Origin of the sequence: Ferrimonas marina (assembly GCF_900129905.1) — a bacterium.
GTDB classification, from domain to species: Bacteria; Pseudomonadota; Gammaproteobacteria; order Enterobacterales; family Shewanellaceae; genus Ferrimonas; species Ferrimonas marina.
In genome coordinates this window covers 126,058-144,486 of sequence record NZ_FQXG01000007.1, presented here as the reverse complement: position 1 = coordinate 144,486, position 18,429 = coordinate 126,058, and the positions used below count along the sequence as shown (strand labels likewise).

Annotated in this window: 10 protein-coding genes; 8 read left to right on the top strand and 2 right to left on the bottom strand. The window is 62.5% G+C overall.

Annotated elements, in window-relative coordinates:
- Positions 1-33: 33 nt before the first annotated feature.
- The 7 genes from bglX (BUC04_RS17100) to adhE all read left to right on the top strand — a co-directional run bounded on the left by bglX (BUC04_RS17100) (position 34) and on the right by adhE (position 16,517).
- A complete protein-coding gene (gene bglX, locus BUC04_RS17100) occupies positions 34-2,412 on the top strand; it encodes a beta-glucosidase BglX (protein WP_067663806.1) in 2,379 nt (792 codons plus the stop codon).
- Between the two features lie 278 nt (positions 2,413-2,690).
- Positions 2,691-5,090, top strand: coding sequence for a beta-glucosidase BglX (bglX, locus tag BUC04_RS17095; RefSeq protein ID WP_200804703.1), 2,400 nt, complete (start codon positions 2,691-2,693; stop codon positions 5,088-5,090).
- Between the two features lie 270 nt (positions 5,091-5,360).
- Positions 5,361-7,055: a sulfatase family protein gene (locus tag BUC04_RS17090; RefSeq protein ID WP_067663803.1), complete on the top strand. Its 1,695-nt coding sequence runs from the start codon at positions 5,361-5,363 to the stop codon at positions 7,053-7,055.
- A 335-nt stretch (positions 7,056-7,390) separates the two neighbouring features.
- Positions 7,391-8,791, top strand: a complete 1,401-nt coding sequence (locus BUC04_RS17085) for a sugar porter family MFS transporter (protein ID WP_067663876.1) — start codon at positions 7,391-7,393, stop codon at positions 8,789-8,791.
- A 53-nt stretch (positions 8,792-8,844) separates the two neighbouring features.
- Entirely contained in the window at positions 8,845-9,822 is a 978-nt protein-coding gene (gene glk / locus BUC04_RS17080; protein ID WP_067663800.1) for a glucokinase, read from the top strand.
- A 247-nt stretch (positions 9,823-10,069) separates the two neighbouring features.
- Positions 10,070-13,420, top strand: coding sequence for a hypothetical protein (locus tag BUC04_RS17075; protein WP_067663793.1), 3,351 nt, complete (start codon positions 10,070-10,072; stop codon positions 13,418-13,420).
- 424 nt (positions 13,421-13,844) lie between these two features.
- Positions 13,845-16,517 (top strand): bifunctional acetaldehyde-CoA/alcohol dehydrogenase, encoded by a 2,673-nt coding sequence (gene adhE, locus BUC04_RS17070; RefSeq protein WP_067663790.1) that lies wholly within the window; start codon positions 13,845-13,847, stop codon positions 16,515-16,517.
- Between the two features lie 66 nt (positions 16,518-16,583).
- Here adhE and BUC04_RS17065 read toward each other — a convergent pair whose 3' ends face one another.
- Complete coding sequence (locus tag BUC04_RS17065; RefSeq protein ID WP_067663787.1) at positions 16,584-17,219, bottom strand: CPBP family intramembrane glutamic endopeptidase; 636 nt, start codon at positions 17,217-17,219, stop codon at positions 16,584-16,586.
- Between the two features lie 82 nt (positions 17,220-17,301).
- A complete protein-coding gene (locus tag BUC04_RS17060; RefSeq protein ID WP_067663784.1) occupies positions 17,302-17,835 on the bottom strand; it encodes a nucleotidyltransferase family protein in 534 nt (177 codons plus the stop codon).
- Positions 17,836-17,920: 85 nt separating this feature from the next.
- Here BUC04_RS17060 and BUC04_RS17055 point away from each other — a divergent pair, with 85 nt between their 5' ends.
- The gene (locus BUC04_RS17055; protein ID WP_067663781.1) at positions 17,921-18,376 is read left to right on the top strand and encodes a hypothetical protein; all 456 of its coding nucleotides are present in this window, start codon (positions 17,921-17,923) and stop codon (positions 18,374-18,376) included.
- Positions 18,377-18,429: the final 53 nt, after the last annotated feature.

Genomic DNA, 18,429 nt, shown 5'->3' with positions numbered 1-18,429 from the left:
CGGCGATAACGACAACGACAGAGAAGTGACACCATGAAGCGACGTTTGCTGTCCCTGCTGGTTTCCGGTGCCCTGGTGGTTCCGGCAGCCATGGCCTCCGATGCGGGCCAAGTGCTCAACCCTGTACCTGGTGAGAAGGCGTCTGTGGCCGTCTGGAAAGACGACAAAGCCAAGATGAACGCCTTCATCGATGACCTGTTGGCCAAGATGACCCTCGACGAGAAGATCGGTCAGCTCGACCTGCAATCCGGAATCATGGCAGTGACCGGATCTCAGGTTAACCACCAGTACGAGGATTGGGTTGCTGAAGGGAAAGTAGGCTCCATCTTCAATAACTTCACCTACGAGCGTGCCTACCCGCTGCAGAAGCGTGCAGTAGAGGAGTCTCGCCTGGGGATCCCGATCATCATCGCCCACGACATCATCCACGGTCACAAGACCATCTTCCCCCAGTCCCTGGGTGAAGTGGCCTCCTGGGACCTGGAGGTTGCCCGTGTGGGTGCCGAGGTTGCCGCTAAAGAAGCCACAGCAGATGGCATCATGTGGACCTTCGCCCCGATGGCGGACATGGTGCGCGACCCCCGTTGGGGCCGTGTCTCCGAGGCCCCGGGTGAAGACGTGTACCTGGCCACCAAGATGTCGGTTGCCCGGGTTCAGGGTTTCCAGGGCGACGACCTGGCCGCCACCGACACCATGGCCGCTACCGCCAAGCACTTCGTCGGCTACGGTCTGTCCCAGGCCGGTCGTGATTACCACAGCACCGACATCTCCGATCACGAGCTGTGGTCCCAGCAGATGCCTCCGTTCAAGGCGATGGTGGACGCCGGTGTCGCCACCTTCATGACCTCCTTCAACGACCTCAACGGCATCCCGGCCTCCGGCTCCAAGTACCTGCTCACCGACGTACTGCGTGACCAGTGGGGCTTCGAGGGCTTCGTGGTGACCGACTACACCGCGGTCAACGAGCTGGTGCCCCATGGCTACGCTCGTGACGACAAGCACGCCGCCGAGATCGCCTTCAACGCCGGTGCCGACATGGACATGGTGGGCAAGTCCTACATGGATTACATGAAGGAGCTGGTGCAGGAAGGTCGTGTCTCCGAGGAGAAGATCGACCACTCCGTGCGTCTGATCCTGGAGATGAAGTGGCGCCTGGGCCTGTTCGAAGACCCTTACCGTTACTTCGACAAGGAGCGCGCCGAGCGTGACATCCTGACCGAGGAGAACCTGGAGCTGGCCCGCGATGCCGCCCGTAAGTCCTCCGTACTGCTGAAGAACGACAACGCCGCGCTGCCGCTGAACCTGGAGTCTATCGAGTCCATCGCCCTGATTGGCCCGCTGGCGGACAGCAAGTTCGACATGATTGGCAACTGGGCCGCTGCCGGTGATCGCCGCACTCAGCCGGTGACCATGAAGGAAGGCCTGGAAGCGCGCCTGGGTGACAGCGTGGCGATCCACTACGCCAAGGGTGCCACCTACGCTCACCTGCACGATGAGGAGGAGACCTCCACCCACATCGGCATCCGCTCCGTGGCCCGCGATGTCCGTGGCAAGCCGGCCCACGCCCGCATGATCAAGGAAGCGGTGGAAGCGGCCAAGAAAGCCGACGTCATCGTTCTGGGTATCGGTGAAGAGCAGCGCATGTCCGGTGAGGCCGCCTCCCGGGTGGAGATCACCCTGCCGGGCACCCAGCGTGAGCTGATGGAAGAGCTGAAGAAACTGGGCAAGCCGATGATCGGCGTGGTGTTCTCCGGCCGACCGAACGACCTGAGCTGGGAGCACCAGAACCTGGATGCGATCCTGCACGCCTGGTACCCGGGCACCTCCGGTGGCCACGCCATCGCTGACCTGCTGGTGGGTGACTACAGCCCGTCCGGTAAGCTGCCGATGACCTTCCCGCGCAGCGTCGGTCAGATCCCGATCTACTACAACATGAAGAACACCGGTCGCCCCTACAACGCCGAGAACCCGAATCAGCGTCAGGAGCACTACAAGTCCCGCTACGACGACAGCCCGAACACCCCGCTGTACGCCTTTGGTCACGGCCTGAGCTACGCCAACTTCGAGTACGGTGAGGTGAAACTGTCCAGCGAGACCCTGACCATGGACGGCGAACTGACCGTCTCCGTCGAGGTGACCAACCGTGGCGAGCACGGCGGTGAAGAGGTGATCCAGCTGTACACCCGTCAGATGGTGGGTTCCGTGACCCGTCCGGTGCAGGAGCTGAAAGGCTGGCAGAAGGTGCACTTCGACAAAGGTGAGAGCAAGACCATCACCTTTACCCTGACCGCCGAGGACCTGGCATTCTACCGTGCCGACATGAGCTGGGGCGCCGAAGCCGGTGAGTTCCAGGTGATGGTGGGCACCGCCTCCGACCAGGTTCAGAAGCTGGGCTTCACCCTGGTGGAGTAAGGCTCGAGCCTGAAACCAAAAGCGCTGCCTCGGCAGCGCTTTTTTGTTTTTGGGAAAAGAAGCTCGGGGTTAGGGGCTGGGTACTAGGAGCTAGGCGCTAGGAGCTAGGAGCTAGGGGGTAGGTGCTGGGTACTAGGAGCTAAGAGCCGGGAGCTAGGCGCTAAAGGCCAAGGGCTTGGGAGGGCCGATGGTCATTGGTCAACAAGCGAAAGGGCCAAGGTAAGGGAAGGTAAAAGGCCCTGCCCAGTTCGCACTTTGTCATCCTTGTATGGCGCAAAATGGCCGATGAAGTGGTAGCGTTGTCCGACGATGCCCGAACTTTTCTCTACTTGGACCCTGCGCACCGGATGCCCACCACCAACCGCCGCCCACTCTGGCCCCTGATGTTTGCCTTGGCACTGCCCGTGGCCCAGGCCAGCGATGCCGCTCACTACCTCGACCCACAGCCACGCTCGGTACCGACCATTCTCAACGGCTCGGATCAGGCGGCGATGAACGTCTTTATCGACCAGCTGCTGGGCCAGATGACCCAGGCGGAGAAGCTGGGCCAGTTGGGGATCCAGGCGGTGAGCAATGCAGGCAGCGGCCCCTACCTGGAGGAGGTGTATGAGCGCCAGCTGCGCGCCGGTCACCTAGGGGCGGTGTTCAATGTCCATGGCGCCCAGTGGAGCCGCCAGTTGCAGGAGATCGCGGTGAAGGAGACCCGGCTTGGGATCCCGCTGCTGATGGGCCATGACATCCTCCACGGCTACAAGACCATCTTCCCCCAGCCCATCGGCGAAGCCGCCAGCTGGGATCTGGAGCTGGCCGAGGCCAACGCCCGGGCAGCGGCGCGGGAAGCCACCGCCGATGGCATCATGTGGACCTTTGCGCCGATGGCGGATGTGACCCGGGACCCGCGCTGGGGCCGAGTCTCCGAAGGGGCAGGGGAGGACGTCTACCTGACTACCCGGATGTCGGTGGCCAGGGTCAAGGGCTTCCAGGGCGAGTCACTGTCGGCTCCGGACACCATGATGGCCACCGCCAAGCACTTTGTCGGCTACGGCATGGTGGAGGCGGGCCGGGACTACAACCGAGTGCAGGTCTCAGAAGTGGAACTCAAGACCCACCTGCTGCCGCCCTTTAAGGCGATGGTGGACGCCGGTGTCGGCTCGGTGATGACCGCCTTCAACGAGGTCAACGGTATCCCTGTTACCGCCTCGCAGCAGCTGGTGCGTCAGCTGTTGCGCCAGCAGTGGGGCTTTGAAGGCCTGGTGATCAGCGACTACCAGGCGATCTCCGATCTGATCCCCCATGGGGTGGCAGCGGATCCCGGTCACGCCGCGCAACTGGCCTTCGATGCCGGGGTCGATATGGAGATGATGAGCCAGAACTATTTCGAGCAGCTGCCGGCCCGGCTGGCCAGCGGCCAGATCAGCCAGGCGGCGCTGGATCAATCGGTGCGCCGGGTGCTGGAGAGCAAGTGGCGTTTGGGCCTGTTTGAGGATCCCTACCGCTACGCCGATCCGGTTCGTGCCGAGCGCGAGGTATTGTCCGAGGCGTTACTGAAGCAGGCCCGGGAGGCGGCCCAGCGCAGCTTTGTGCTGCTGAAGAACCAGGGCCAGACCCTGCCGCTGGACCCCAAGCGCACCCCCAACATCGCCCTGATCGGCCCGCTGGCGGACTCCAAGCGGGACATGATCGGCAACTGGGCCGCCGTCGGCGATCGCCGTACCCAGCCGGTCACCCTCAAGGAGGGGCTGGAGGCACGCTTTGGCAGCGAGGTGACCCTGCGCTATGCCAAGGGCGCCAGCTACCAGTACAGCACCCCTGCAGATCAGCGCGCCGGCTTCCGCGCCGCGCTGGACGCAGCCGAGGAGTCAGACATCATCCTGCTGGCCATGGGCGAGCATGAGCGTCAGACCGGTGAAGCCTCCTCCCGGGTGGGGCTGGGCCTGCCGGGCAACCAGCTGGCGCTGATGAAGGAGCTCAAGGCGCTGGGCAAGCCGATGGTGCTGGTGGTGTTCTCCGGTCGACCCAATGACCTGAGTTGGGCCGATGAGCACGTCGATGCCATCCTCCACGCCTGGTACCCGGGCACCATGGCGGGCCACGCCCTGGCGGACGTGCTCTCCGGCGATGTCTCCCCCTCCGGAAAGCTGCCCATCAGCTTCCCCCGCAGCGTCGGCCAGATCCCCATCTACTACAGCAGTAAGAACACCGGCCGGCCCTACAATGCCAACAACCCGAACCAGCGGGCGGAGCACTACACCTCGCGCTACGACGACAGCCGCAACACCCCGCTCTACGCCTTTGGCCATGGCCTCAGCTACAGCCGCTTTGAGTACGGCGCCCTGTCGCTGTCCAGCGACAGCCTGAGCGAGCAAACGCCGCTGACAGTGGAACTGACGGTGACCAACCGGGGCGACTATGCCGGCGAGGAGGTGGTGCAGCTCTACACCCGCCAGAAGGTGGGTTCCCGCACCCGCCCGGTGCAGGAGCTCAAGGGCTGGCGTAAGCTGCATTTCGAGCCGGGCCAGACCCGCACCGTGCGCTTTGAGCTGAGCCCGGATGACCTGGCCTTCTACCGTGCCGATAACCGCTGGGGCTGGGAGCCGGGCGAGTTCGAGGTGATGGTAGGCAGCGCCTCCAACCGGGTGCAACGGGCCACTTTCCAGCTGCTGCCCAGCCAGCCCTGAACGGGCGCTTGTCGCCGTCCATCCAGCCTGCTCCAGGCCAGCAAAAAGCGCCGATGAAGTCCCCCTTCATCGGCGCTTTTTGTCTATGTAATGAATCGTAAAATCGCCGGAGATTGCAGCGGCCTGAGGGTAAGCTTGGAATCCGATTTGGCCTCTGGGCGGGGTACCCGCGACAGCCAATCAGGGGAGGGCATCGGCTGCGGCAGTGGCAGCGACATGACCCTTCGCGGTTTCAGGTCCAAAAAACATAACGACTCAGGTTGTATAACAATGCAAAAATTCGCGACTAGCACCGCCATGCTGACCGGTACTGCGGTACTGGCCGGTTGCTCCGGCTCCGGTGTCGACAACGCCGCCCCCACCGCCGAGGTGGATCAGCAGCGCCCGAACATCATCTACATCATGTCCGATGACCACGCCATCCGCGCCCTGAGCGCCTACGGCAGTGACCTGGCGGACCTGGCCCCGACCCCCAACATCGATCGCATCGCCCAGAACGGCGCGCTGTTCACCAACTCCTTTGTCACCAACTCCCTGTGCGGCCCCTCCCGCGCGGCGATGTTCACCGGCAAGTTTGGTCACAAGAACGGCTTCAACTTCAACGGTCAGACCTTCGACGGCAGCCAGGACACCTGGATCAATTCGCTGCACGATGCCGGCTACAACACCGCGGCCATCGGCAAATGGCACATCAACATCCTGCCGGACGGCTTCAAGCTGGACCACTGGGAGCTGCTCAACGACCAGGGTGAGTACTACAACCCGGACTGGATCACCAAAGACGGTGTGACCATGGAGCATGGCTACACCACCGACATGATCACCGAGAAAACCCTCACCTGGCTGGAGGAGGGGCGCGACGAGTCCAAGCCCTTCGCCCTGATCATGCACCACAAGGCGCCGCACCGTAACTGGATGCCGGCCCCGCGTCACACCCGCACCTTCGAGAACGTCGAGTTCCCGGTGCCGGACACCTATTTCGATAACTACGACGGTCGTAAAGCCGCGGCGGCGCAGGAGATGAACATCTACCGCGATGCCCAGGAAGGCCACGACCTGAAGATGACCACTGGCGTCGGTGAAACCGAGTGGCGCCAGGACATCTGGCCCCACCTGCTGGCCCGTCTGACCGACGAGCAGCGCCAGGAGTGGGACGAGGCCTACCAGGCCCGCAACGACTACATGAACGCCAACGAGGCCAACTGGTCTGACGAAGAGATGGCGCTGTGGAAGTACCAGCGTTACATGCAGGACTACCTGGCCACCATCATCGCGGTGGACGAGTCCGTCGGTGCGGTACTGGATTACCTGGATGAGAACGACCTGACCGAGAACACCATCCTGGTCTACACCTCGGATCAGGGCTTCTACACCGGTGAGCACGGTTGGTTCGACAAGCGCTTTATGTACGAGGAGTCGTTCCGTACCCCGCTGCTGATCCAGTACCCGGCCAAGATCGCCGCCGGTACCGTGGTGGAGGAGATGGTGCAGAACATCGACTACGCCCCGACCTTCCTGGAGTACGCTGGCGTTGAGCTATATGGCGACGTAGACGGTGCCTCCATGGTGGAGGTGATTGCCGGCGAAAGTGAGCAGTGGCGTGATGCGCTCTACTACCATTTCTACGAGTTCCCGGCGATCCACCAGGTGGGCCGTCACTACGGTATCCGCGACGGCCGCTACAAGCTGATGCACTTCTACTTCCGTACCGACGACTGGGAGTTCTACGACCTGGAGAAGGATCCCAAGGAGATGAACAACGCCATCGACGATCCGGCCTACGCCGCGGAGATCGAGCGCCTCAAGGCCCGCCTCAAGGATCTGGAGACCCAGTACGATGTGCCGCCGATGGAAGAGTGGCGCCGGATGAACCTGCGTGAGCATCGCACCCCCAAACCGAAGCTGCCGGAGCTGTTCCCGCAAAGCTACGGCGAGCAGGGTGAGATCCTCAACACCAAGTCCTAAGCAGGTAAAAAAGAAACCGAAGCCCGATGGCTTCGGTTTTTTTTGCTTGGAAATTGGCTCAACCCAGCCACATATTATTTTGCTTCGGCTGGTATTGTTAAAGTGTCAATTAATGTCAATCACCAACGGCGAAATGAAAATAGCCAGATCTGTAGCCAGAGATTATCAATAAATAAAAACCAACCTCACAGTCTTGGCATATTTCACGGTTCTGTTATGGCATTAATGCCGCTACACTGACCAGCGCAAACACAGTTCACTAATTACAACGATAACTCCGCGGAGAGACCCTAGTGACCCACTCCAAGGCCGCCACCGGCCCTCACTCCCAGTCTATGGCAGAGACTGAAGAAAATACCCTGTTTATTGTCCTGATCAGCTGTATTGCCGCCTTGGGTGGCTTTCTGTTTGGATTCGACAGTGGCGTAATCAACGGCACCATTGATGGCCTGCAGCAGGCCTTTAATGCCAACGATATTGGCACCGGCTTTAACGTGGCTTCCATGCTGCTCGGTTGTGCCCTTGGTGCTTTTTTTGCGGGCCGTTTGGCGGACGCCTTTGGCCGTAAAACCATTCTGATCGTGGCGGCGCTGCTGTTCCTGGTCAGCGCCTATGGCTCCGGCGCCGCTGGCAGCTCAATGGCCTTTATCGTCTACCGTATCCTCGGTGGCCTGGCGGTCGGTGCCGCCTCGGTGATGACCCCGGCCTACATCTCCGAGGTGGCCCCGGCGCGTTACCGCGGTACCCTCACCTCCATTCAGCAGGTGGCCATCGTCCTGGGTCTGTTCGCCGCCTTCCTCAGCAACTACATCCTGGCCTCCTACGCCGGTGGCTCCACCGCCACCCTGTGGCTGGATATCACTGCCTGGCGCTGGATGTTCTGGATGGAGATCATTCCCGCCGCGCTGTTCTTTATCGGCCTGCTGCTGATCCCGGAAAGCCCGCGCTACCTGATCGCCCAACGCAAACTGGGTCAGGCCTCCGGCGTGCTGGCCAAGCTGTACGGCAGCGTGACCGGCAAGCAGAAGGAGCAGGAGATCGAAGCCTCACTGGCGGAGGATCACCACGCGCCGAGTTTCCGTGACCTGCTGGATCGTGCCGGCAAGGTGAAGAAGGTGGTGTGGATCGGCATCGGTCTGGCGATGCTGCAGCAGCTGGTGGGCATCAACGTGGTGATGTACTACGGCGCGGTGATGTGGCAAGCCGCCGGTTTCACCGAGCAGGACGCGCTGCTGATCAACATCCTCGGCCCCATGGTCTCCATCGTGGCATGCATCATCACCATCGGCTACGTCGATCGCATCGGCCGCAAGCCCTTCCTCTACCTGGGTGGCATCGGCATGGGCATCATGCTGGCGGTCCTGGCCTGGGTGTTTGGCACCTCCGACGTCGCCGCCGATGGCACCCTGGATCTGGGCAGCAACGGTTGGGTGGCGCTGCTGGCCGCCAATGCATACGTATTCCTGTTTAACATGACCTGGGGTCCGGTAATGTGGGTGATGCTGGGTGAGATGTTCCCCAACCAGATCCGTGGTACCGGCCTGGCGGTGGCGGGATTGGCCCAGTGGCTGGCCAACTTCCTCATCACCATGAGCTTCCCGGTGATGCTGGCAGGCCTGGGCCTGGCACTCAGCTACAGCTTCTATGCCTTCTTCTCCTTTGTCGCTTTCCTGTTCGTCTTTAAATTCGTAAAGGAAACCAAAGGGATTGAATTGGAGAAGATGACGGACGCATAATCGGGCGGGCTTCGGCCCCCCTTTTTGCAGGATCACGGCTTCGTAGGATTTCCATGGAACAGCAACAACACATCATTGTCGCCGACATCGGCGGGACCAACGCCCGTTTTGCCCTGGCTCACAAGGTCGACGGCGAGATCGTGGTCGACCACGTCGAGCGCTTCCCCAGCAGCGAGTTCGCCTCGCTGGAGCAGGTGGTGCGCCGCTACCTGGAGACCCTGCCGGCGGGGATCACCCCTCAGGGTGGTTGCCTGGCGGTGGCCGGCCCGGTGGGAGCGGAAACCGTGTCCCTCACCAACCTGGGCTGGCACGCCCACATTGGCGATCTGGGCCACAACCTGGGCCTGCCCAAGCTGACCGTGGTCAATGACTTTGTCGCTTACGCCTACAGCATCCCGCTGCTGCCGCAAAGCCAGCTGCAGACGGTGAAGCCCGGCGAAGCCGCCAAGCAGGCGCCCATGGTGGTGCTCGGCCCGGGCACCGGCTTCGGCGTGGCCTCCTTGAGTCCCCGTGGGGAGGGCCAATGGCAACCCATCGCCTGCGAAGGCGGCCACATCAGTCTGGCCGCCACCAATGAGCGCCAGGCGGCGCTGATTGAGATCCTGCGTCGTCGCTTTGCCCACGTCTCGGTGGAAACCGTGCTGTGTGGCAACGGCCTGGTGAACCTCTACAAGGCGATGGGGATCCTGCTCTCGATGGAGCCCAAGCTGGAGACCCCGGCCCAGATCACCGCCGCAGCCCAGGAGGGTAATGACCCGCTGGCGCTGGAGACCCTGCGGGAGTTCTGCCGTTGGCTGGGCAGCGTCACCGCGGACATGGTGCTGGCCCAGGGCGCCCTGGGCGGGGCCTACCTCGGTGGTGGCATCCTGCCGCGCATCAAGGAGTTCTTGCAGCACAGCGACTTCACCCAGGCGTTTGGCCACAAGGGGATCATGACCGGCTACCTGGACCCGGTTCCGGTCTCCTTGGCACTGAAGAGCGACACCGCGCTGATGGGCGCCGCGGCCTGGTTCTTTGACCAGAACTGCTAGGCGTTGCTGAGAGGAAAAAAGAGGCCGTGCGGCCTCTTTTTTTGTGCCTGTTGTGGGCCTATCCCGGAGCTGCTTCTTCAGCCCGTGCTGCCCGCTTCGCCGCGGGGATCACGCTGCGAAGTAAAGGTTTTGCAAAGCGGGTAAAGCCGCTCACCCCACCCGTTTGGCCGTGCTATAACGCCAGCCAATGGCGTCGCAACTCCCGTCGGCGCGGCAAAGCGCAGCCTGTCTGCCCGGTGGTGAGTTTATGCAGTATCTCCGTCTTCTCAGTTTCTCCCTGTTGAGCCTAGCCAGTGTCGGCCTGCAGGCCAGTCCGCTGGACAGCACCCCCTGGGCCTTTGACGGCGCCAATCCCAGCCTGACAGCCGCCGCCTCGGTGGCGGGCCACTACGCGGTGGCCAGTGACGACAGCATCGAGGTCCGCGACATCAATCAGCAGCCGCTGTATCGCCTGGGCAAAGCCCGTCTGGCCCAACTGCTGGGTGACCAGCCTCACCAGGCCTGTGGCCTGGGCTTTACCCCTTCCGGGCGTTACCTGTTTGCCGCCTTCTGCCGCGAGGGTGACGACAGCCTGCTGGCCTTCAATACCAACACCGGCAAGATCAGCCTGGTGGACCGTCGCGATCTGGGCCAGCGCCCAGCAGGGCAGGGGGGGGCACCGGGACAGTGGGGCATCGCCTACTTCCAGGGCCAGCTCTACCTGGGCAGTGAAACCGCGTTGCTGCGCTACCGGCTGGATCGCAACAGCCTCTACCAGGGGCAACTGGGCGAGCCTGAGCGGATAACCGCGCCTGGCCCCATCAACGGCATCGCCATGGAGATGCTGGGCCAACAGCTGTTTGCCAGCACCCCGGATGGGCTGTGGCGCCTCGGCCCCAAGGGTGGGCGCCTGCTGCCGGTGGTGTCGGGGCAACACTTCATCACCCTGACCATGGGGCGGGTGTTTGGCATGCCGGAGCAGGGCGGGCTGTTTGTGCTGCAAAACAACGGCAAACAGGGCCGCATCTGGTCACTGCCACAGCAATCCCTGGCTGAGCCCGAGGCTCTGGCCGACGACAGCCTGGTTCTGCTGGCTGAGGGGCTCTCAGCCCAGGCGCGGGACCTGACCGCCACCGCCGACGGTGCCCTGTTGCTGCTGGCAGATTCGGTGCAGCGGCTGACCGACCCCCGCGACCCCAGACTGGGCTACCACGACTGGCTGGAGGATGAGCTGGCCAGCTATCTGGCGGCGATCAAGAGCCTGATAGAGCACGGCGATATCGACGGTACCAGCAACCTGATTGGCAAACCGGGGATGCTGATGCGGGCCATTGTTGCCCCCGGTGTCGAACCCAGCGATACCCCCATAGCCGATAACGTCGGTTGGGCGCTGTTCCTGCTGATGGCCATCGACCAGGCCCGGCCGGATCCGGACATCGAACCGCTGGTGGAGCTGCTGATCCAGACCCATGCCGGGCTCAATCCCCATGGCCACGGCGGCGTGCGTACCGTGGATGGCCACTTCGTCCGGGTCTATGGCAACGACGGCCTGCCCAGGGCCGGGGTCAATGCCAAAGGCGAGGTGCTGTCCCAGCCCCAGGTCTATGTGTCGATGAAGTTCCTGCCGGCGGCATTCAAGGCCGCGGAGCTCTACCCGGACAACCCCCGGCTGCAGCAGTACAAGGAGTACCTGCGCCAGCTGGTGGTCCGCTCCAGCGATACCGTCAAGGCGGAGCAGCGCATCACCTGGACCAACGACGATCATGGCCCGCTGGAGATCAACAACCGGATGTCCAACGAAACCTGGATCTTCGGCGACATCGGTGCCGCCCAGGACCCTTACGCCACCGAGGATTACGCCAACTACAGCTACCAACGGTCCAGCTTCCGCACCGACCGCTGGCTGCAAGGGGAGCCGGTGATCCTGGCCTCCCACGCCGCCTTTATCGTCAATGGCGCCACCCTCATCCTCAATCACCACTTCGATGGTGAGGGCTGGCTGGCGCAGAATCGCAACTACTACGGCGTGACCATGGCCGCCACCGACGAGATGGGTGCGCCCTATTTCGCCGCCTTCTCCGCTGGTAACCATCCCCACTGCCCCAAGCCCAATCCGCAGGGGCTGCCCTGTGGGGGCTACTACAACGATGGTCCGTCGGACCACCCCAACAACCTGATCCACTTCCCGGCGGTACTGGGCTTTGGCCAGCACGGCTTTACCAGCCCCTCGGTGGGGGCCTACATGGCCTACCGGGATGGGCGACGTCAGCGGATGCACAACGCCTCCGGCGGTGACGACATTCAGATGCTGACCCGCTGGTCCCACACCCTGCCCAACTACCGGATGCGCGCCGTGGGGATCGCCGACTTCTGGTACGGCGGCATTGGCTTGGTGGAGACCCTAAAGCCCGGCACCATCGCCAAGCTGCGTGGCGACTTCTATCGCCCCCAGTACAAGGTGGAGGGGGGACAACTGCTCTACTCCAACATGACCCCCCGTAGGGTGATCGGCATCGACGCCGATGGTCTGCGCACCGATTACGGCTTCCAGATGTCGCCTTTTGACCTGCCACGTCAGCATGCCGAGTTCGAGGTGATTGATCCCCAGGGGGACTGGGTTGAGCTGGAGGACCTGGTGGCTCAGCTCGATGGTCAGCCGATGCGCTTTACCAACCCGCACTTCGAGCGTGGCCTGACAGGCTGGGAGGCCAAGGGCACGCCCCGCGTTGTCGATGGCGTCAGTGGCAAGGGGGTGGTGCTCAGCGCGGGGCAAAGCGTCAGTCAGGCGCTGGATCTGAGCCTGGACTTTGATAAGACCCGTTTCCTGGTGCAGCTGCTGGGATTCGAGCAAGGCAAGGACAAAACGGCAGGCCAGGGCCAGCTGCGCCTGCGCTGGTCCAGCGATGGCAACCCGGCCAACCTGCTGCCGGGTCAGGAGTCACAGGCATTGGGCAGTGAGCAGGCGATGCTGCTGGCCACCGAAAAGCCCGAGGGCGGTAACTTCCTGCACATTGAGCTGCTGGGGGAGCAGGGCCAGGTAAGGTTTGAGAACCTGGTGGTGCTGCGCCGTGGCGCGCAAGCGGCGCTGGCCAATGGCGACTTTGCCCAGGGTGAGCGGCACTGGCAGCTGGGCAAGGGCGCCGAGGTGGTGACGACGCAACAGGCCAGTGTGGGAGAGCGAGCCCTGCGGCTGCAGCGGGGCCCGGGCATGCTCGCCTGGCAGCAGGCCAGCCGCACACTGGAGGTGGGCGATGACCCGCTGGGCACCCGCTACCTGCTGCGTTTCGATGCCGAAACCCTGGGAGAGGGCTTCAAGCTGGAGCTGATGATGGAGGCCTATGATAAGGCCGGCAATCGTCTGGTGGAGCGTCGCGACATTGGGGATATCCGCCCCGGCCACAGCGGCGAGCGTACGGTCACCTTCCGTAAGCGTCCGGACTATCACCAGCTGGTGGTGACCTGGCGTCTAAAACGTCGCCACGCCAACAACGAGGGTGAGGCCGTGGTCTACATCGATAACCTGCGGCTGGATAAAGAGCGGGTGTGGTTGGAGTCCGACTGCGTTGAGGACAGCCCCACCGCCTGCTTGCCCACCCGGCTGCAGCGGCAAGCCCAATAAGCCAGCGGCCTCCTCGGAGGCCGTTTCTAGTTTTCTGCTAGGGAACAAAGACGGAATTGGGAGTTGGAGCGGGATGTGGCGACCCCCGTGATCCGGTGCCATTTTGTTGTTTGTTTACGAGAAGGTTCTATCGCGCCATATCGGGTTAGTGAGATCTAGGGCGTATTGCCACGGTGCTGGGGCTGACACGGCTCGCAGAAACGCGGCATCGGACGGTATGAAACCATGAAGTGGCGCGCACAACGATTCTTCCCCACAGTGATCTGGCTCAAACCTTTCCTCAAACTGACTTCATATAATCATTTTTGAAAGTGATTTACTAAACACATGGATCTTCCCGCTCATCGATTACCGCCAGGACCGGCACCAGCTATCAACACCATGTATTTACTAAATAATTTTTAGTTTTCTTAAGGAGTTGAACATGGCTGTGACCAATCTTGCCGAGCTGAATGCGATGGTGGCCCGGGTTAAGGCTGCCCAGGCGGAGTTTGCCACCTTCAGTCAGGAGCAGGTCGATACCATCTTCCGTGCCGCTTCCCTGGCCGCTAACAATGCCCGTATCCCCCTGGCCCAGCAGGCCGTGGCGGAGTCCGGTATGGGCATCGTTGAGGACAAGGTGATCAAGAACCACTTTGCCTCCGAGTTCATCTACAACAAGTACAAGGATGAGAAGACCTGTGGGGTGCTCGAGGAGAACGACACCATGGGCACCATCACCATCGCCGAGCCGGTGGGGCTGATCTGCGGTATCGTGCCCACCACTAACCCCACCTCCACCGCCATCTTCAAATCCCTGATCGCCCTCAAGACCCGCAACGGCATCATCTTCTCGCCGCACCCTCGCGCCAAGCAGTCCACCAATGACGCCGCCCGCCTGGTGCTGGAAGCCGCGGTTGCCGCGGGTGCACCGGAGGGGATCATCGGTTGGATCGATGCCCCCTCGGTAGAGCTGTCCAATGCCCTGATGACTCACGATGACATCAACCTGATCCTGGCCACCGGCGGCCCGGGCATGGTCAAGGCGGCCTACTCCTCCGGCAAGCCCGCCATCGGTGTCGGTGCCGGCAATGTACCGGTGGTGATCGACGAAACCGCTGACATCAAGCGGGCGGTGGCATCGGTGATCATGTCCAAGACCTTCGACAACGGCGTGGTCTGTGCCTCGGAGCAGGCGGTGATCGTGATGGACGAGGTCTATGACGCGGTCAAGGCGCGTTTTGCCCAATCCGGCGGCCATATCCTGTCAGCGGCGGACGCCGACAAGGTCCGTGGGGTGATCCTCAATGACGGCCACCTCAACGCCAAGATTGTTGGCCAGCCCGCTACCGCCATCGCCGAGATGGCCGGAGTCAGTGTCCCGGCGGACACCAAGATTTTGGTAGGCGAGGGGCTGGAGATCGGCATTGAGGACGCCTTCGCCCACGAGAAGTTGTCGCCCACCCTGGGGATGTTCCGTGCCCATAGCTTCGAGCAGGCGGTGGCGATGGCGGAGAAGATGGTCGAAATGGGCGGCATCGGCCACACCTCCGGCCTCTACACCGATCAGGACAAGAACCCGGAGCGGATCCGCTACTTTGGCGACAAGCTCAAGACCGCCCGTATCCTGGTGAACATCCCCACAACCCACGGCGGCATCGGCGATCTCTATAACTTCAATGTCGCCCCTTCGCTGACCCTGGGCTGTGGCTCCTGGGGCGGTAACTCCATCTCTGAAAACGTGGGGCCTAAGCACTTGATCAACAAAAAGACCGTGGCCAAGCGCGCCGAGAACATGCTGTGGCACAAGCTGCCCAAGTCCATCTACTTCCGTCGTGGCTCCCTGCCGGTGGCGCTGGGGGATCTGGAAGGCAAGAAGCGGGCCTTTATCGTCACCGACCGCTACCTGTTCAACCACGGCTATGCCGACACCCTGATCGCCCTGCTCAAGGCTCAGGGTATGGAGGTGCACACCTTCTTTGATGTCGAGGCGGATCCCACCCTGTCGGTGGTGGAGAAGGGTGCCGAGGCGATGAAGAGCTTCCAGCCGGACACCATCATCGCCCTGGGCGGCGGCTCGCCGATGGATGCGGCCAAGATCATGTGGGTGCTGTATGAGCACCCGGACACCCACTTTGCCGACTTGGCCCTGCGCTTTATGGATATCCGCAAGCGCATTTACAAGTTTCCCAAGATGGGCCAGAAAGCGGAGCTGGTGTGCATCACCACCACCTCCGGTACCGGCTCCGAGGTGACTCCTTTTGCCGTGGTCACCGACGACAAGACCGGCGCCAAGTACCCGCTGGCGGACTACGAGCTGACCCCCAATATGGCCATCGTTGACGCGGATCTGGTGATGGACATGCCCAAGGCCCTGACCGCCCACGGCGGCTACGATGCGGTGACCCACGCGCTGGAGGCCTACGTCTCGGTGCTGGCCAACGAGTACGCCGATGGTCAGGCGCTGATGGCGCTGAAGCTGCTCAAGCAGTACCTGCCCACCAGCTACGCCAAGCTGGCGGCGGATCCCATCGCCCGGGAGAAGGTCCACAACGCCGCCACCATCGCCGGCATCGCCTTCGCCAACAGCTTCCTGGGGGTGTGTCACTCCATGGCCCACAAGATCGGTGCCGAGTTCCACCTGCCCCACGGCCTGGCCAATGCGCTGCTGATCAGCAACGTGGTGCGCTTCAATGCCACCGACAAGCCCACCAAGCAGACCGCCTTCTCCCAGTACGACCGGCCCCAGGCCCGCTGTCGCTACGCCGAGGTGGCGGATCACCTGGGCCTGACCCAGGCCGGGGACGACACCGGTGCCAAGGTGGAGGCCTTGATCGAGTGGCTGGAGCAGCTCAAGCGTGACCTGGAGATCCCCGCCTCCATCCGCGAAGCCGGGGTCAGTGAGTCCGAGTTCCTGGCCAAGCTGGATGAGCTGGCGGTGGATGCCTTCGATGACCAGTGCACCGGCGCCAACCCACGCTACCCGCTGATCGCCGAGCTTAAGCAGGTACTGCTGGCCTCCTTCTATGGCAAGGCCTACCAGGAGGGCCAGGACTTTGCCGAGGCCAAAGTGGTCAAGGTGAAGCCGGTCAAAGGCAAGAAGGTGAGCGCCGCCTGAGGCGTTGCCCCTGAATGAGAAAGCCCGGCCATCGCCGGGCTTTTTTGTGCCCTGTTAGTAAGGGGCTCAGGCGGTGTAGAAGTAACTGCCCAGGCCGGAACTGAACACCGCCAGGCCATAGAGGGCGTGCTCTGTGGTGACCCAGCTGAGGCGGCCGCTGTGGGCGTAGGTAAAGGCAAACAGGGTACCGCCGCCCAGGCTCAACGCCACCGCCAACCAGTTCTCGTACACCAGGTGAACCAGGCCGAAGGTCAGCACCGAGCTCACCAGCAGGGTGTTGACCCGGCGAAACAGCGGCCGGTAGCGCTGGAAGTAGTAGCGGCGAAAGATGAACTCCTGGGGCAGGGCGGACAGCAGGGGGTAGAGCAGGCAGAACAGCAGCCACATCGCCATATCCTGGCGCGGCAGATCCATAAAGCGGGTCGGGTCATACCAGTAGCTGAAGGCAAAGATCCCCAGGCTCACCAGCACCATGCGGATCGCCAGCCAGAACTTGAAGGTGGGGGGAATAAAGCGCCGGCGCCGTCGGATCCCCTTGCGCCGTGCCATCCACAAGCAGTACAGCGCCACCCCAATCAGCAGTGGCATCCGCATCGGCGACCACCACCAGGCCAGCAGGGGGAGGGCGACGAACAGCACCAGCCATTCGTACCAGAGCTGTCGCTTATTGTGCGAGTGCGAGTGCTTGTGGGCGTGGGCCATGGCTCTCCTTGTCCATTGCGTCGGGCCTCATGCCCGCATCAGGCAAGTCTAGTTGCCATTTCGCCCTATGACTGACAAAGACTTAGCGCACCACCTTGAGCCTTGGCCAGCGCCTCAACCAACCCTTGCTTTCGAGCCGTTGGGCGAACAGGGCGTAGGGGCGGGCCGGGTTGGGATGGAGCTGGCCGGCCAACAGGCTCTCCACGCCAAAGGGCGCGGCGATCTCAACCTCACCACTGGCGCCGAGCCGCGCAGCCACGGCGGTCTCCTGCTCGGGCCAGTAGCGCATCGCATCCACCGCATCCCGGTAGGGAGCATGGCCATTACGATGGTGCATCAAAGCCTGGTTCTTCACCTGCCATTGCGCCGCGTCGCTCCCCATCGATAACCGCTGCTGGGCAGCCACGCCTGCCTGGCCCTCTGGGTCACTGGCATCAAAGTAGATCAAATCCAGATCGTTGAGCGGGCTGGGTGGATAGCCGTGCAGCTGATCCCAGACCCGGTTACGCAGTGCCCCGGCGGCCAGCCAGGCATCCGGCAGCTGGGTTTGGCGAACCGCCTCAAGCCACTGAAGCAGCTGCGGATCGGACAGAATGAGGGCGCGTAAACGGTGCATGACCACACGGGGTTGGGGATTTGGCGCTATGGTAACCTGAGTGGGTCAGCCAGGACAGGGACCCGCCAGGGATTAGGAGCACAGCATGAACCAATCCATGAATCAAACCATGAGTCATCGCACAACCCCGTGGCACCTCTGGGTGGTGGGGGTACTGGCGCTGTTTTGGAACGCCATGGGGGCGATGGATTACTACATGACCCAGACCCGCAACCCGGAGTACATGGCCAACTTCACCGAGCAGCAGCTGGCGTTCTTCTATGGCTTCCCAGCCTGGGCGGATGCCTGCTGGGCCATCGCAGTGTGGGGCGGCGTGTTGGGGGCGGTGATGTTGTTGTTGCGCAAGGGCAGTGCGGTGCCGATCTTCCTGGTGTCGCTGCTGTGTATGGTGATCGTCACCTTCCAGAACTACGTGCTGTCCAACGGTATGGAGATCATCGGCGATGTCTTCTCCTTGGGCTTTACCCTGTTGATCTTCCTGGTGGCCCTGGCTCTGTACCTGTATGCCAAGCGGTGCCGGGAGCAGGGGATCCTGCATTGACGGTGTTCAAAGGGTGAGCCAGGTGGGAGTTACATCCGGCAAGCATTTGTATT

What these genes read in the sequence shown, in the direction of transcription:
- bglX (WP_067663806.1), top strand. Translation starts at nt 34, where the DNA reads ATGAAGCGACGTTTGCTGTCCCTGCTGGTTTCCGGTGCCCTGGTGGTT.
- bglX (WP_200804703.1), top strand. Translation starts at nt 2,691, where the DNA reads ATGGCCGATGAAGTGGTAGCGTTGTCCGACGATGCCCGAACTTTTCTC.
- BUC04_RS17090 (WP_067663803.1), top strand. Translation starts at nt 5,361, where the DNA reads ATGCAAAAATTCGCGACTAGCACCGCCATGCTGACCGGTACTGCGGTA.
- BUC04_RS17085 (WP_067663876.1), top strand. Translation starts at nt 7,391, where the DNA reads ATGGCAGAGACTGAAGAAAATACCCTGTTTATTGTCCTGATCAGCTGT.
- glk (WP_067663800.1), top strand. Translation starts at nt 8,845, where the DNA reads ATGGAACAGCAACAACACATCATTGTCGCCGACATCGGCGGGACCAAC.
- BUC04_RS17075 (WP_067663793.1), top strand. Translation starts at nt 10,070, where the DNA reads ATGCAGTATCTCCGTCTTCTCAGTTTCTCCCTGTTGAGCCTAGCCAGT.
- adhE (WP_067663790.1), top strand. Translation starts at nt 13,845, where the DNA reads ATGGCTGTGACCAATCTTGCCGAGCTGAATGCGATGGTGGCCCGGGTT.
- BUC04_RS17065 (WP_067663787.1), bottom strand. Translation starts at nt 17,219, where the DNA reads ATGGCCCACGCCCACAAGCACTCGCACTCGCACAATAAGCGACAGCTC.
- BUC04_RS17060 (WP_067663784.1), bottom strand. Translation starts at nt 17,835, where the DNA reads ATGCACCGTTTACGCGCCCTCATTCTGTCCGATCCGCAGCTGCTTCAG.
- BUC04_RS17055 (WP_067663781.1), top strand. Translation starts at nt 17,921, where the DNA reads ATGAACCAATCCATGAATCAAACCATGAGTCATCGCACAACCCCGTGG.